General features: G+C 71.2%; 13 protein-coding genes. 4 read left to right on the top strand and 9 right to left on the bottom strand.

Annotated features, from left to right (window positions below; all coding sequences use genetic code 11):
• Positions 1–83 precede the first annotated feature (83 nt).
• From ACWDX6_RS02135 to ACWDX6_RS02125, 3 genes are all read right to left on the bottom strand, one after another.
• Positions 84–1,922 carry a SpoIIE family protein phosphatase gene (locus ACWDX6_RS02135; RefSeq protein WP_451483028.1) on the bottom strand — a complete coding sequence of 613 codons (1,839 nt, stop codon included), beginning with the start codon at positions 1,920–1,922 and terminating at the stop codon, positions 84–86.
• A gap of 290 nt (positions 1,923–2,212) precedes the next feature.
• Entirely contained in the window at positions 2,213–2,878 is a 666-nt protein-coding gene (fomD, locus tag ACWDX6_RS02130) for a cytidylyl-2-hydroxypropylphosphonate hydrolase (RefSeq protein WP_451483027.1), read from the bottom strand.
• 176 nt (positions 2,879–3,054) lie between these two features.
• The gene (locus ACWDX6_RS02125; protein WP_451483026.1) at positions 3,055–4,467 is read right to left on the bottom strand and encodes a class II fumarate hydratase; all 1,413 of its coding nucleotides are present in this window, start codon (positions 4,465–4,467) and stop codon (positions 3,055–3,057) included.
• A 107-nt stretch (positions 4,468–4,574) separates the two neighbouring features.
• On the opposite strand from ACWDX6_RS02125, the gene ACWDX6_RS02120 reads away from it, so the two are divergent.
• Positions 4,575–6,107: a ricin-type beta-trefoil lectin domain protein gene (locus tag ACWDX6_RS02120; protein ID WP_451483025.1), complete on the top strand. Its 1,533-nt coding sequence runs from the start codon at positions 4,575–4,577 to the stop codon at positions 6,105–6,107.
• A 109-nt stretch (positions 6,108–6,216) separates the two neighbouring features.
• Here ACWDX6_RS02120 and ACWDX6_RS02115 read toward each other — a convergent pair whose 3' ends face one another.
• On the bottom strand, positions 6,217–6,870 hold the full coding sequence (locus ACWDX6_RS02115) for a lipoprotein (protein WP_451483024.1): 654 nt from the start codon (positions 6,868–6,870) through the stop codon (positions 6,217–6,219).
• Between the two features lie 1,171 nt (positions 6,871–8,041).
• The gene (locus ACWDX6_RS02110) at positions 8,042–9,709 is read right to left on the bottom strand and encodes a fumarate hydratase (RefSeq protein ID WP_451483023.1); all 1,668 of its coding nucleotides are present in this window, start codon (positions 9,707–9,709) and stop codon (positions 8,042–8,044) included.
• 218 nt (positions 9,710–9,927) lie between these two features.
• Here ACWDX6_RS02110 and ACWDX6_RS02105 point away from each other — a divergent pair, with 218 nt between their 5' ends.
• Both ACWDX6_RS02105 and ACWDX6_RS02100 read left to right on the top strand, forming a co-directional pair.
• The gene (locus ACWDX6_RS02105; protein WP_451483022.1) at positions 9,928–10,626 is read left to right on the top strand and encodes a DUF1707 SHOCT-like domain-containing protein; all 699 of its coding nucleotides are present in this window, start codon (positions 9,928–9,930) and stop codon (positions 10,624–10,626) included.
• Between the two features lie 180 nt (positions 10,627–10,806).
• Positions 10,807–11,175 carry a WhiB family transcriptional regulator gene (locus ACWDX6_RS02100; protein ID WP_451483021.1) on the top strand — a complete coding sequence of 123 codons (369 nt, stop codon included), beginning with the start codon at positions 10,807–10,809 and terminating at the stop codon, positions 11,173–11,175.
• A gap of 132 nt (positions 11,176–11,307) precedes the next feature.
• On the opposite strand, the gene glpX is transcribed toward ACWDX6_RS02100, so the two are convergent.
• Positions 11,308–12,339 carry a class II fructose-bisphosphatase gene (glpX, locus tag ACWDX6_RS02095; protein ID WP_403288249.1) on the bottom strand — a complete coding sequence of 344 codons (1,032 nt, stop codon included), beginning with the start codon at positions 12,337–12,339 and terminating at the stop codon, positions 11,308–11,310.
• A gap of 126 nt (positions 12,340–12,465) precedes the next feature.
• Between glpX and ACWDX6_RS02090 the strand changes: the two genes are divergently transcribed.
• On the top strand, positions 12,466–12,993 hold the full coding sequence (locus ACWDX6_RS02090; protein ID WP_451483020.1) for a DUF4245 domain-containing protein: 528 nt from the start codon (positions 12,466–12,468) through the stop codon (positions 12,991–12,993).
• Positions 12,994–13,080: 87 nt separating this feature from the next.
• Here the strand turns inward: ACWDX6_RS02090 and ACWDX6_RS02085 are convergent, their stop codons facing one another.
• From ACWDX6_RS02085 to xseA, 3 genes are all read right to left on the bottom strand, one after another.
• Positions 13,081–13,671 (bottom strand): malonic semialdehyde reductase, encoded by a 591-nt coding sequence (locus ACWDX6_RS02085; RefSeq protein WP_451483019.1) that lies wholly within the window; start codon positions 13,669–13,671, stop codon positions 13,081–13,083.
• A gap of 128 nt (positions 13,672–13,799) precedes the next feature.
• Positions 13,800–14,030, bottom strand: coding sequence for an exodeoxyribonuclease VII small subunit (locus ACWDX6_RS02080; RefSeq protein WP_451483018.1), 231 nt, complete (start codon positions 14,028–14,030; stop codon positions 13,800–13,802).
• A 34-nt stretch (positions 14,031–14,064) separates the two neighbouring features.
• Positions 14,065–15,339, bottom strand: a complete 1,275-nt coding sequence (xseA, locus tag ACWDX6_RS02075; protein WP_451483017.1) for an exodeoxyribonuclease VII large subunit — start codon at positions 15,337–15,339, stop codon at positions 14,065–14,067.
• Positions 15,340–15,449 lie beyond the last annotated feature (110 nt).

Here is a 15,449-nt window from a genome sequence, read left to right as displayed (position 1 = left end):
GCGCTGAGTGCTGATACGGCGACGGCCGGGCCCCGCCAAGGGCCCGGCCGTCGCCGTACGCGTACTCCTGCGGCTCCCGCCGCTCAGCCGCGTGTGGCCAGCTCGAACCAGACCACCTTGCCGCCCGAGAGCCGGGTCGCCCCCCACCGGCGGGCCAGCCGGTTCACCAGGAAGAGCCCGCGACCGCCCTCATCGGTGTCCCGCGCCCGCCGCTGCCGGGGCAGCTGCGGAGAGTCGTCGCCGACCTCGCAGCGCAGCACGTCGGTCCGCAGCAGCCGCAGCGTCACCGGCCGCTCGGCGTACCGCACGGCGTTCGTGACGACCTCGCTGATCAGCAGCTCCACCGAGTCCGACAGCTCCTCCAGGTCCCAGCGGGCGAGCGCCCGCCGCGCGAGCCGCCGGGCCCGGCCCGGGGCCGCGTCCTCCGGCTCCAGGAACCAGTACGCCACGTCACTGGGCGCGATCCCGTCGAAACGGGCCGCGAGCAGCGCGATGTCGTCGTCCCGGTCACCGGGCCCGAGCATGTCGAGGACGTCGTCGCAGAGCGCCTCCAGCGGCGGCGAGTGGTCGGGGCCGGTCAGCTGGGCCGTCGCCGCCAGGCGCTCCCGCAACTGCTCTATCCCGGTCCACACGTCCCGCAGCCGGGACTCGACCAGACCGTCCGTGTACAGCAGCAGCGTCGCGCCGGCCGGGGCGTCCAGCTCCACGGCCTCGAAGTCCACCCCGCCCACGCCGATCGGAGCGCCCGGCGGAACCCGGAGCACCTCCGCCCGGCCGCCGAGGTGGAGCAGTATCGGCGGCGGATGACCGGCGTTGGCGATGGTGATCCGGTGCGAGACCGGGTCGTACACCGCGTACATGCACGTCGCCATCCGGTCCTGCCCGAGCCGCTGCGCCTGCTCGTCCAGATGGTGCAGCACCTCCTGCGGCGGCAGGTCCAGCCCCGCGAGGGTCTGCGCCGTGGTCCGCAGCTGGCCCATGATCGCGGCGGACGTCATGGAATGGCCCATGACGTCACCGACGACCAACGCCACCCGGCTGCCGGGCAGCGGGATCGCGTCGTACCAGTCGCCGCCCACGCGGGCCGTCTCGGCGGCCGGAAGATAGCGCGAGGCGAGCCTCACCCCGGTCGGCTGCGGCAGCGAGTCCGGCAGCATCGTGCGCTGCAACTCGTCGGCGATGTACGCCTCGCGGCCGTAGAGCACCGCCTTGTCGATGCCGAGCGCCGTGTGCGTCGCCAGCTGCGCCGCGACCAGCAGGTCGTTCGGCTCGAAGCCCGGCCGCTCCGGGCGGCGCAGGAAGACGGCGGCGCCGATGACCCGCCGCCGGCCGCGCAGCGGGGCGAGGATCGCCCGGTGACCGCCGGGCAGCGCGTGATCGGCTCCCAGCAGCTCGGGCAGCGCGGCGAGGGCGGCCGCGGAGTCGCCGAAGACCGGCCGCACCCCGCGCAGCACTTCGGCGAGGGCGCCGCCGGAGCGGACCTCGCACAGCTCCGCCGCGGGGGTGGGGTCGGGATCGGGCACGAGGACCAGCTCCTCGCCCTCCAGGTCCGTTAAGCGCAGCCGGTCGGTGCGGCGCAGCCGCAGCACGAACGGCGCGACCGGCCGCTCGTCACCCACCGGGAGCGGGTCGCGCAGATAGACCAGGATCGCGTCGGAGAACGTCGGTACGGTCGCCCGGCACAGGCCGAGCACGATCTCGTCCAGGTCTATCCCGCGCGCGATCCGCCGGGTCGCCGCGCCCACGAACCGCAGCCGGTCGCCCTCCCGCCGCGTGGCGGCGACGTCCTGCGCCACCCCGCCGCCGGTGGGCGAGGGCACCGCGACCGCCGCGGCCGCCGCCTCCTGGCGGGGGCGGGTGCGTTCCTGCGGCCGGGCAGCCAGCGGCTGGCGGCCTTCGTGGGAGGTGGGATGCTCCGTCACGCGTGGGATTCCGTCCGTCCGGGCCGGTGGGGCGATGCACTCGCTCTTCTCGCCGATGCCGCGCCTTCACCGGCGATAAACCCCTGGCGGGCGGCGGATGTGAATACCCCGCGAGCGGTGTCTGCGGCAGGGGTCGGAACACCCGGGCACACGTCCCGCACGGCTCTCCCCCTCTTGGATGACTTACGGTCAGGTCCTGCGCTGTGCTCAGTGGTTGGCGCGACGCTCGGTTGATCACGGTCTTGCGGAGGACGATCCTACGTTTGCACCCCGGGGGCGCATCAAGGGTCTCACGGTGCCGTGTGCGCCGGAGTGCGATCCCAGTCCGACGGAAGCTCGGGAACGCTCCAGCGCGGATCCGGCCGCCAGTCCTCCCAACCGTCCGAGAACGGCGCCCCCCACGCCCGGATCACCTCGACGGCGGCCCGGCCCGCGGCCCGTACCCGCGCGGCCTGCGCCGCGTCCATCAGGCCGGCCCGCTGGGCCTGCGCGAACTCGTCCTCGTCCCGCCACAGCCAGCTGTGGTCCGGGTAGACGGAGATGTCGAGGAAGTGGTCCTCGGAGTCGATGCCGCCGGCCCAACGGGTCCGGGGCTCCTCCAGGTTCACGTACCAGCTGCGGAAGCGCCAGCCGCGGTCCCAGAACAGCCAGACCGACCAGGGGTCCCCGGGCCTGGCCAGCTTCAGCACCCCCGTGCCGAACCAGCGCGAGCGCACGGTGGTGCGCGGCGCGGTGTAGCGGGTGGCGAGCGGCTCCTCGTGGACGGGAGTGCCGTCGGTGAGCACCGGTTTGACGCACTCGGTGCCGGGCGCCATCCAGACGGCGAGCAGCTCGGCGGTGTCCTGGACGACGGTCACCGGCCGGCAGATATGCACAGCGCCGGAGCCGTTGCCGCGGTAGCGCCAGAGGATGTGCTCCCCAGGCGCCCAGTGCTGGGGGCCGCCCGATCCTGTCATGCGCAGATCTTAGGGGCGTGCCCCCGCCACCGCTGCGGCACAGGTCACGGAGGGGTCGGAGATGAGTCAGATACGGACGCGCCGGTTTCACGCGCCGATCCGCCCGCCGGTCTCACCCGCCGGTCTCGCCCTCCGGTCTCGCCGACCGCTGTCGTCCGCCGCTGTCGTCCGCCCGTCTACGGATGGGTCATGCGCAGCACGTCGAGGGCCTCGTCGAGCTGCTCCACGGTCAGGTCGCCGCGCTCGACGTACCCCGACTCGAGCACCACCTCGCGGATCGTCTTCCGTTCGGCCAGAGACTTCTTGGCCACCTTGGCCGCCTCCTCGTAGCCGATGTACTTGTTCAGCGGCGTGACGACGGACGGCGAGGACTCCGCGTACTCCCTGGCCCGCTCGACGTTGGCGGTGATGCCGTCGACCGTACGGTCCGCGAGCAGCCGGGCGGCGTTGGCGAGAAGCCGGACCGACTCCAGGAGGTTCTTGGCGATCACCGGGAGCATCACGTTGAGCTCGAAGTTCCCGGCCGCTCCCGCCACCGCCACCGTGGTGTCGTTTCCGGTCACCTGCGCGGCGACCATCAGAACCGCCTCCGGAATGACCGGATTCACCTTGCCCGGCATGATCGAGGAGCCCGGCTGGAGGTCGGGGAGGTTGATCTCCGCGAGGCCGGTGCGCGGCCCCGACGCCATCCAGCGCAGATCGTTGGAGATCTTCGTCAGGGAGACGGCGATGGTCCTGAGCTGGCCGGACGTCTCCACCAGGCCGTCCCGGGCGCCCTGGGCCTCGAAATGGTCACGGGCCTCGGTGAGCGGCAGGCCGGTGGCGCGGGCGACCTCGGCGATGACGGCGGCGGAGAAGCCGGGTGGCGTGTTGATGCCGGTGCCTACCGCCGTACCGCCGAGGGGGAGTTCGGCGAGCCGGGGGAGGGCGGACTCCAACCGCTCGATCCCGTACCTGACCTGGGCCGCGTAGCCGCCGAACTCCTGGCCCAGAGTCACCGGAGTGGCGTCCATGAGGTGCGTACGGCCGGACTTCACCACCTCCGCGAATTCGGCCGATTTCCGCTCCAGGGACACCGCCAGACGGTCGAGGGCGGGGATCAGGTCGCGGGTCACGGCGGCGGTCGCGGCGATGTGGATGGAGGACGGGAAGACGTCGTTGGACGACTGGGACGCGTTCACATGGTCGTTGGGGTGGACGTCCCGGCCTTCGGGCAGGCGCTCACCGGCGAGGGTGGCGAGGACCTCGTTGGCGTTCATGTTGGACGAGGTGCCCGAGCCGGTCTGGAAGACGTCGACCGGGAAGTGCTCGTCCCAGCGCCCCTCGGCGACCTCCGCCGCGGCCTCCTGGACGGCCCCGGCGATGTCCTCGTCGATCACGCCCAGTTCGGCGTTGACCTTGGCCGCGGCGGCCTTGATCCGGGCGAGGGCCTCGATGTGGGCGCGCTCCAGGCGCTGACCCGAGACGGGGAAGTTCTCCACCGCCCGCTGGGTCTGAGCGCGCCATTTGGCGTGTGCGGGGACCCGCACCTCGCCCATGGAGTCGTGCTCGATCCGGAAGTCTTCCCGGTTGTCACTCGTGTCACTCATGTATCGCAACCTCCCGTAAAAGTTGAGCAGTTGTCTTGTTCTGCCTATTCCCAATGCGCGTACCGACCAGTAGAAACCGTGGGTAACCCCACCCTCCAGGAGGCGCAATGAGGCGCACCAGGCACAGAGTCCGCTGGACGGTCGCGGCCGCCGCCGCGGCCGCGACGGCCTTCGGAACCATGGCAGCCGCGGCACCCGCCGGCGCGGCCGACACGACCGACGGCACCGCTCGTATCGCATCCGTACCGCTCTCGCCCGAACTGGAGGCCATTCGCGCCGCCGAGGCGGTCAAGATCTACGGCGACCCGGCCGAGCGTCCGCTCGCCGACCGCAAGAGCGGTCTGATCTCGCTCGGCGACAGCGAGATCTCCGGCGAGGGCGTCGGCACCTACGAGCCGCCGACCAACGGCCCCAGCAACTGGTGCCACCGCTCGCCCGAGGCCGCCGTCCACCGCACCGGCATCCCCGCGGACCTCACGTTCAACGTGTCCTGCTCCGGCGCCTACACCGGAAACATCAAGATCGGCGGCTCGAAGCAGTACGCCGACGAACTCGTCCAGAGCGACAACCTCGCCATCAAGGCCCGCAACACCCGGATCAAGATGGTGCTCCTCGTCGCCGGGGCCAACGACGACCTGCAGTTCGGGCCCGTGATGACCGACTGCGTCACCCGCTATCTCACCCTTCAGGGCCCCTGCGAGCCGAAGTACGCGCCCGGCTGGCAGGCCCGCGTCGACGCGCTCGTCCCCAAGGTGGAGCAGACCGTACGCGACCTGAGGTCCGTCATGCGGGACGCGGGCTACGCCGACCGCGACTACAAGCTCGTCGTCATGGGCTACCCGAGCCCCATCGGACCCGACTTCCATGACAACCCGAACTTCCCCGGCAAGCTCGCCTGCGGCGGACTCGGCTACGACTCCGACACCGTCTGGGGCCGCAACACCGCCGTCCCCGCCTTCGAACGCGGCATGCGCAGGGCCGCCGCGAGCACCGGCGCCACCTACCTCGACAACTCGCGGCTCTTCCACGGCCACGAGGTCTGCATGGACGATCCCTGGGCCCGGGGCCTCTACATCGACCTCTCCAAGCCCGGCACCCCGGACGAGAACTCCGTCCGGCAGTCCTTCCACCCCAACGCCCGCGGCCACGCCGCCTTCGCCTCCTGTCTCACGCAGCTCTACAACGCCAACGTGCGCGAGGCGAGCTGCGCGGACGTCAACTCGTCCGGGAGGCCGGCCCTCTTCCCGTACGCCTGGGACGACGTCTACAAGCCGCTGAAGAACGGAGCCACGGGCAACTGCGTGGACGTCGACGCCTCGAACAGCGCCAACGGCACCGGAGTCCTCGGCTGGGACTGCCACGGCGGCCGCAACCAGGGCTGGTGGTACGACTCCGCACGCAGGACCGTCCACACGGAGCTGACCCAGGACCGCTGCCTGGACGTCCCGGGCGCGAAGTACCAGACGGGCACGGCGATGATCGTGTGGAACTGCTCGGGCGCGGCGAACCAGACGTTCGTACGCGACGGGGCCACGATCCGGCCGGCGGCCGCGACCGGGCTGTGCCTGACGCAGGCGGCGGCGAAGGAGCCGCTGCGACTCCAGAGCTGCGACGGCTCGGCGAACCAGCGGTTCGCCTAACGGCGGCGACGCGATCGGCGCGATCGGGGGCGATGACGCGGCGACGCGATGACGCGACGGACCCGGGGCCCTCGTCCGGTGCGGGACGGGGGCCCCGGCCTTGCGGTCTCTAGAGCGCCTTGAGGCTGGAGCGCGCCAGCTCGTAGGCCGGAAGCATCTGCCGGTGCTCTTCGGAGTCGAGCCCGCCGAGGTGCACGATGACGGTGCCCTTCGGGGTGGAGACCGCGAAGGCGCTCTCCTCCTTGGACTCCTCCATGAGCTTGTTGTAGACGGTGTACGTCACCTCGACGACGGGCAGCGCGCCCGCCTTCGTCTCCTTGTAGGAGACCTTGGAGGTGTTCTCCTCGGCCTTCACGAACCCTTCGAGCGCGGTACGGGCCGAGCCGCCGGGGGCGGTCCAGACGCGCAGGTAGCCGATGTTCCCGGCGGGCTTGGCGTCGATCTCGCAGACCATGGTCGCGGGGCCCTGCTTGCCGAGCGCGGCGGCGAGTTCGTCATTCTCGTCGACCTTGACGGCCTTCGGCTTCCAGTCCGCGGCGAGCCCGAAGGAGACGGGAAGGACGCAGGCGGTGCCCGGCCCCCCGAGGGAGGCCGCGGCCTTGGCGGCCTTGCCCTTGGCAGCCGTCGTGGCCTCGGCGCCGGCCGGTGCCTCCTTGACCTCCGGCGTCGAGGCCTTCTCCGTACCGCAGCCGCCCAGCACGCCGACGGCCGCGACCGCGGCGAGGAGAGGCGCCAGGGTCCGTACCCGTATGTGATGTCTCATGCGCGTCAGCCTAGTGAGGTCGGGGCGGGGTCTCGCCCGAGGGGCTCCGGGGCCACGTCTCGCGGGCCAGCGGGGGTACGGGGGAGGCACGTGGCGGAGGTTCTCGCGGAAGGGCTGGCGCCTTGAGGCTCTTGGGGTGGGGGTTGCCTGTTCGTGTCGGGCGGGTGGTGGGGGCCAGGCGCGGGGGGCGGTGATTGCTGTTCGGCTCCGTGGGCGGCTGTCGGGTTCGTGGGTGGGGTGCGCGGGAGTGGTGTGGGGTGGTTGCGCTCGCCTCAGCGGCCCAGGGCCGGTGGGTGGTTGGGCTTCATGCCCCGCTGGTCACTGCCGGTGGGGGGTTGCGTGGTGCGGGCGAACCCTTAGCGCGGCGTCATCGGCCCCGGGTGGTGCGGGGGAACCACAAGCGCGCCGTCACGGCCCTGGGTGGTGCGGGCGCGACCACAAACGCGCCGTCACCGGCCCTGGGTGGGGCGGGCGCGACCACAAGCGCGCCATCGCGGCCCTGGGTGGGGTGGGGCGAACCGTAAGTGCGCCGTCGCGGCCCCCGGGTGGGTGTTTTGCCCCGCTTCGCCCCCTTCGTGGGGTGAGTTACGGAGAGTAGGGCGTGGTTGTGGTTGGTCGGGCGGCGCGGGGTGGTGCTTCTCGGCTGCCCGTCCCGTTCTTCTCGGGGCCGGGTGCGTCGGCAGGGGGCCTCACCCCCCGCCGGTGGTGACCAGCGGGGCATGAAGCCCCGCCGCCCACCGGGCGCAGCGCGCTGAGCACAGCCGGGCCGCCCCATGCCACTGCCGCGCAAAGCCGCCCACGGGCCCGACGGCCGCCGCACGGACCGGGAGCACAGCCGGGCTCCCGCCGCCGCCCCCCCGGGCCGCCCTCCGAGAGTTTTCACGCGCCCGGAGGTGGCGGGTCAAGGGTGGCCGAAGGCCATCGCGCAGCGACGCGACGAGGAACGAGGAGCGCCCTTGAGGCGTCGCCGGAGGGCGCGACTCTCGGAAGGAAGGGCGGTCCGTGCCAGGTACTCGCGGAGACCGGCCCCGCACAGGGGCCCCTCCACGCCCCGAGCCCCCGCACCACGACGGGGCCCCCGGCTCCCGCCGAGGGCCCCGCCAATCATCGACGTACGTACCGCCGCGCCGTACCGCCGCGCCGTACCGCCGCGCCGTACCGCCCGCGGCTGTCAGCCCAGACCGGGGCCGCGCACCGGGATGTGGGTGAACGTCGGCTCCGGAGCCGGGTTCTGGAAGAAGTCGTTGCCCTTGTCGTCGACGACGATGAACGCCGGGAAGTCCTCGACCTCGATCTTCCAGACGGCCTCCATGCCGAGTTCCTCGTACTCGACGACCTCGACCTTCTTGATGCAATCCTGCGCCAGGCGCGCCGCCGGGCCGCCGATCGAGCCCAGGTAGAAGCCGCCGTGGCTGCCGCACGCGTCCGTGACCTGCTTCGAGCGGTTGCCCTTGGCCAGCATGACCTTGGAGCCGCCCGCCGCCTGGAACTGCTCGACGTACGAGTCCATGCGGCCGGCCGTCGTCGGGCCGAACGAGCCGGAGGCGTAGCCCTCGGGGGTCTTGGCCGGACCGGCGTAGTACACCGGGTGGTCCTTGAGGTACTGCGGCATCTCCTCGCCGGCGTCCAGGCGCTCCTTGATCTTGGCGTGCGCGATGTCGCGGGCCACCACCAGCGGACCGGTCAGCGAGAGCCGGGTCTTGACGGGGTACTTCGTCAACTCGGCGAGGATCTCGTCCATGGGCTGGTTCAGGTCGATCTTGACGACGTCACCCGCCTCGTCCAGGTGCTCGTCCGTGGTCTCCGGCAGGAAGCGCGCGGGGTCGGTCTCCAACTGCTCCAGGAAGACGCCCTCGGCGGTGATCTTCGCGACGGCCTGACGGTCCGCGGAGCAGGACACGGCGATCGCGACGGGCAGCGAGGCGCCGTGGCGGGGCAGGCGGACCACGCGCACGTCGTGGCAGAAGTACTTGCCACCGAACTGCGCCCCGATGCCGATCTTCTGGGTCAGCTCGAAGACCTTCTCCTCCAGCTCCTTGTCGCGGAAGCCGTGGCCGAGCTCCGAGCCCTCGGCGGGCAGCTCGTCCAGGTAGTGCGCGGAGGCGTACTTCGCGGTCTTCAGGGCGAACTCGGCGGAGGTGCCGCCGACGACGATCGCCAGGTGGTACGGCGGGCAGGCGGCCGTACCGAGGGAGCGGATCTTCTCCTCCAGGAACTTCATCATGCTCGCCTCGTTGAGCACGGCCTTCGTCTCCTGGTAGAGGAAGGACTTGTTGGCGCTGCCACCGCCCTTGGCCATGAAGAGGAACTTGTACGCCCCGCCGTCGGTCGCGTACAGCTCGATCTGCGCGGGCAGGTTCGAGCCGGTGTTCTTCTCCTCCCACATGGTCAGCGGGGCCATCTGGGAGTACCGCAGGTTGAGCTTGGTGTACGCGTCGTAGACACCGCGGCTCAGGGCCTCCTCGTCGCCGCCCTCGGTCAGCACGTTCTGGCCGCGCTTGCCCATCACGATCGCGGTGCCGGTGTCCTGGCACATGGGCAGGACGCCCGCGGCGGCGATGTTGGCGTTCTTGAGGAGGTCGAGCGCGACGAACTTGTCGTTGCTCGACGCCTCCGGGTCGTCGATGATCCGGCGCAGCTGGGCCAGGTGGGCCGGGCGCAGGTAGTGCTGGATGTCGTGGATGGCCTCGGCGGCGAGCCGGCGCAGCGCCTCGGGCTCGACCTTGAGGAACGTACGGCCGTCGGCCTCGAAGGTGGAGACGCCTTCGGAGGTCACCAGGCGGTAGGGCGTGGTGTCCTCTCCCAGGGGGAGCAGATCGGAGTACGCAAACTCTGGCATGACGGCGGCCATTCCTCACTCGGCAGACAGCTGCGCCGCCTCCATTGGCAGCGCGTCCTCAAGCGTAAGACGCGCCACCGACACCGATCCTGTGAGGTAAGGCTCACTTGGATCCTGAGGTAAGGCTCACTTGCCGCTCCGGGGCCGACAACCGCCCATGGCCGGAAGCCGCGCCGCGCCCCTGGTCGCGATCTATCGCGTTTCGCTACTCTGAGGTCGTGGACCTCGAAAAGCAGCCCCAGAAGCCGGTCGCCCCCGCCGAGCCCGCCCCTGTGGCGCCGGCCCCCGCCGCTGCCGGTGGTTCCCTGCGGGCCTCGGACGCCGACAGGGACCGGATCGCGGACATCCTCCGGGACGCCCTGGCCGAGGGGCGGATCGACGCCGAGGAGCACTCGGAGCGGATCGACGCCGTCTATCGCGCCAAGACCGTGGGCGAACTGGAGCCCATCGTCCGCGACCTCCCCGCCGGGGCCCGGCCACGCCAGGATCCCGAATCGGCCTACGCGTACGGCCCCGACGACACCTCGGCCCCCGCCGACAACGTGGTCGCCGTCTTCTCCAGCACCACCCGCAAGGGCCGCTGGCGCGTGGGGCGCAGGACCAACGCCTTCTCCCTCTTCGGGCACATCGAGATCGACCTGACCGAGGCGCTCTTCGCGCAGCGGCTCACCACCATCAACGCCACCTCGATCTTCGGCAACGTCGAGGTGCGCGTCCCGGAGAACATCAGCCTGCGCGGCAACGGCACCGGGATCCTCGGAAACTTCGAGGTGGTGAACATGGAGGCCGCCGACCCGCAGGCGCCGGTCGTCGTGGTCAACGGCTACTCGATCCTGGGCAACATCGAGGCGAAGCCCAAGCGGGGCAAGTGGATCACCGACCTCCAGAACCGGATGCGCAAGCACCTCGGCCACTGAGCGGAGGGCGACTGCCCCCGGCGGACAGGGGCCGTGAACGGAACGGGCTCTCGGTGACCGGAATCCGCCCCTGAGGTTCCGGAGTCCGGAACTCCACAGTACCCAGTGCATAGGCGCACGCACAGCGGGTAAGGCTGCTGCATCGTCTCTCGCTCGCGAAGCCGTCGTCAGGAGTAGACCGTGCTGCATCTGCCGCATCAGCCCGTCCAGGTCGCCGCCGTCCCTCCCCAGCGTGCCCCCGCACGGGAGGACGAGGCCGGCCCCTGGCACACGGAGGCGGTGTGCCGCCGGGACGAGGCCGGGCTGTTCTTCGCCCCATCCAAGGAGCCGACCGCCGCCCGGCTCTCCCGTGAGGAGGCCGCCAAGCGGGTCTGCGCCCGATGCCCTGTGATGGTCGAGTGCCGGGAGCACGCGCTGCTCCAGCCGGAGCCGTACGGAGTGTGGGGCGGGCTGACCGCGGCCGAGCGCCGCGTCGTGCTCGCCCGCCGCCGCAGGCGCGACGTCGAGCTCAGGAAGGCGGCGACGGACCGGATCGCCGCGGCCGGCTGACAGTCGGGGCTCCGACGGTCGGCCACGCGGAACGGAACAGTCGGCCGGACGGGGCGGAACGGTCCGGCCGTACGAGAAGGGGCGCCCCCACCGCACATGGGGGCGCCCCTCTTCGTATCTCCGCCTCCGACGCTACTTCGCGCGGTCGAAGTCGATCTTGCTGTAGGCGCGCAGCTTCGCGAGCCGGTGGGTCGAGTCGATCTGCCGGATCGTGCCGGACTTCGAGCGCATCACCAGCGACGACGTGGTGGCCGTCTCCGAGCGGTAGCGGACGCCGCGCAGCAGCTCGCCGTCCGTGATGCCGGTGGCCACGAAGAACACGTTCTCGCCGCTGACCAGGTCGTTCGTGGACAGCACCCGGTCGAGGTCATGACCCGCGTCGATCGCCTTCTGGCGCTCGGCGTCGTCCTTCGGCCACAGCTTGCCCTGGATCACACCGCCCAGGCACTTGATCGCGCACGCCGAGATGATGCCCTCGGGCGTTCCGCCGATGCCGAGCAGCAGGTCGACGCCCGTGCCCTCGCGGACGGCCATGATCGAGCCGGCGACATCGCCGTCCGAGATGAACTTGATCCGGGCGCCGGTCTCGCGGATCTCCTTGACGATCCCCTCATGGCGGGGACGGTCCAGGATGACGACCGTGACGTCCTCGGGCGCCATGTTCTTGGCCTTGGCGACCCGGCGGATGTTGACCGAGACGGGGGCGTTGATGTCGACGAAGTCGGCGGCCTCGGGGCCGGTGACCAGCTTGTCCATGTAGAACACCGCGGACGGGTCGAACATGGTGCCGCGGTCGGCGGCGGCCAGGACGGCGATCGCGTTCGGCATGCCCTTGGCGTTCAGGGTGGTGCCGTCGATCGGGTCGACGGCGATGTCCACCTCGGCGCCGGTGCCGTCACCGATCCGCTCGCCGTTGTAGAGCATGGGTGCTTCGTCCTTCTCGCCCTCGCCGATGACGACGACGCCGTTCATCGAGACGGTGGAGACGAGGGTCCGCATGGCGTTGACCGCCGCGCCGTCGGCACCGATCTTGTCGCCGCGACCGACCCAGCGGCCGGCGGCCATGGCGGCGGCCTCGGTGACACGCACCAGCTCCAGGGCGAGGTTGCGGTCGGGGGCCTCGGGAGAGACCTCGAGCTCGGACGGCAGATGATGCTCGGTCATCGGAGCGCACCTTTCTGTACGGCGACGGCCGGAAATAAAGAGGGTGCTGCGACTCTATCGGTACGTCGACAAATTGAGCAGAGGGGCCCACGTATGAGCACAGCACCATGATGCGACCATGGGGGCGTGGCAGGTATGCGAGGCAGGCAGACGGTACGCGGGATGTTCCAGTCCCTGGCGGTGATCATGGTCGCCGCGGGCGTGATGTATCTCTTCATCCCGCACGACGAGGACGCGAACCCGGTCCGGGCGAAGGACTATCGGATCGAGCTTCTGACGGCCCAGCGGGCGGCGCCCTATCCGGTGCTGGCCCCGGAGGGCCTGGACAAGGAGTGGAAGGCGACGGTCGTCTCGTACAAGCGCGAGAAGGGCGACGCCTGGCACCTCGGCTTCCTGGACCCGGACACGCAGTACGTCTCGCTGCATCAGTCGACGGCGGAGCCGAAGAAGTTCGTTCCCGAGGTCACGCAGCAGGCCGCGGACACCGGGAAGACGCAGACGGTGGCCGGTCAGGTCTGGCAGCGCTGGGAGGGCTCGAAGTACGACGCCCTGGTGCGGACGGACGGCAAGGCGACCACGGTGGTGACGGGTACGGCCTCGTTCGAGCGGCTGGCGGAGATGGCAGGCGCGCTCCAGTCGGCGAAGAAGGTCTAGACGCGGGGCGACGTACGTGAGGAACGGGAAAGGCCCCCGGCGCGGGAAGCGCCGGGGGCCTTTGTCTCGTCCTGTGCCGTGGTGGGATCAGACGGTGGTGACGACCTCGTCGTAGGACAGGCGCGGGGAGCGCGGGAACCACGCGTCGTCGCCGGGCTTGCCGATGTTGACGACCATGAGGGGCGTGTGGTCGTCGTCGAGGAACTCCTTCTGGACGCCGGCGAAGTCGAGGCCGGTCATCGGGCCGGCGGCGAGGCCGGCGGCGCGGACGCCGATGATGAAGTAGGCGGCCTGGAGAGCGGCGTTCAGGGCGGCGGAGCCTTCGCGGGCCGGGCGCTCGGCGAAGAAGACGTCCTTGGCCTGCGGGAAGTGCGGGAAGAGGGCCGGGAGCTCCTCGTGGAACTCGTTGTCGGCGGCCAGGATCGCGACCAGCGGTGCGGTGGCGGTCTTGGGCTGGTTGCCCTCGGCCATGTGCTTGACCAGGCGCTCGCGGGCCTCGGGGGAGCGGACCAGCACGACGCGCAGCGGCGACTGGTTGAAGGCGGTCGGGCCGAACTTCATCAGGTCGTATATCGCCTGGATCTGCTCGTCCGTCACCGGCTCGTCGGTGAAGGTGTTGGCGGTGCGGGCCTCACGGAAGAGGAGGTCCTGGGCGGCGGGGTCAAGGGCGAGAGACATGCTGCGTACCTTCCGGACAAGCAAGGGAACAAACCGTTGCCCCGACGGTACGACGGTGATTGGTTAATTTTCAACTAACTCATGCGGATAGTGATCCGGTTCACATCGCCCACCTTACCGGAATCAGGTCACTCGTCCTCGCCGGCCCCGTCCTGCTCCGCCGCCAGCGAGGCGTCGAGCCGCGCCCGCGCCCCTTCGAGCCAGCGCCGGCACACCTTCGCCAGCTCCTCGCCGCGCTCCCAGAGGGCCAGGGACTCCTCCAGGGTCGTTCCGCCCGCCTCCAGCCGCCGGACGACCTCGATCAGCTCATCGCGTGCCTGCTCGTAGCCGAGCGCCGCCTCTTCCACCGTTCCTGCCATGCGCACCAGCCTATGTGTGGGTTCGGACAAAGGATCAAGATCCGTCGACGGGGGCCCTGTCGGCCGGGGACCCGTCGGCCCCGGATGCGTCGGCCCCGGGCCCGTCGACCCGTCGCACCGCGAACTCGCCCGCGGCCACGCGCGCCCGCAGCTCCTCGTCCACGGCGACCTCCTCCGGGCTCCGCACGACCGTTCCGTCCGCCCGCTGGAGCACCGCGTACCCGCGCTCCATCGTGGCGGCCGGCGAAAGCGCCCGGACGCGCGCGCGGGTGTGGGACAGCTCGGAGTCCGCCCGGTCGAGGAGGTGCCTGAGGGTCCGCCGGCTGCGCGCCAGCAGCGCGGCCAGCTCGTCCTCCCGCAACTCCACCATCCGCTGCGGATGCTCCATGACCGGCCGCGCCAGCGCGTGCGCGAGCCCGCGCTCCTCGCGCTCCAGCAGCCCCCGCACCGTCCGCAGCGCCCGGTCCCGAAGCCCCTGCACCCGGTCCAGCTCCTCCCCGACGTCCGGTACGACCTTCTTGGCCGCGTCCGTCGGTGTGGAGGCCCGCAGGTCGGCGACCAGGTCGAGCAGCGGCGAGTCCGGTTCGTGGCCGATCGCGGAGACCACCGGCGTACGGCAGTCGGCGACGGCGCGGATCAGCTGCTCGTCCGAGAACGGCAGCAGATCCTCCACGCTGCCGCCTCCCCGGGCCACGATGATCACGTCCACGCCGTCGTGGGCGTCGAGTTCCTTGACGGCCTGGACGACCTGCGGCACGGCCTTCACGCCCTGCACGGCGACGTTGCGCACCTCGAACCGGACGGCCGGCCAGCGCCGCCGCGCGTTCTCCAGGACGTCCCGCTCGGCGGCGGAGGCGCGGCCGCAGACGAGGCCGATGAGCTGCGGCAGGAACGGCAGCGGCTTCTTGCGGTCGGGCGCGAACAGCCCCTCGGCGCCGAGGCTCCGCTTCAGCTGTTCGAGACGGGCCAGCAGCTCACCGATGCCGACCGGCTTGATCTCCACGGCGCGCAGCGAGAGCTGTCCACGCGGCGCGTACCACTCGGGCTTGGCGTGCACGACGACCCGGGCGCCCTCGGAGACGACGTCGGCGACGGCGTCGAAGACCTGGCGGTAGCAGGTGACGCCGATGGAGATGTCGTACGAGGGATCCCGGAGGGTCAGGAACACGACCCCGGCCCCGGGCCGCCGCGACAGCTGCGTGATCTGCCCCTCGACCCACACGGCTCCTAGCCGGTCGATCCACCCCCCGATGAGCCGGGAGACCTCCCCTACGGGAATCGGCGCTTCGGCGGACGTATTGAGACCCATGCGCCGAGACTAGTCCCAGCCTCGGACACCCGACCCGCCCCGACGCCCGGTCCGGCGCTCGCGGAACAGCCCTTTCACGCCATGGTCGGTCGCCGCCCGAAGCCCCGCGC

It is taken from the genome of Streptomyces sp. NPDC003027 (assembly GCF_053591435.1).
The sequence above is the reverse complement of the archived record's forward strand: the minus strand, read 5'-3'. Positions and strand labels throughout refer to the sequence as shown.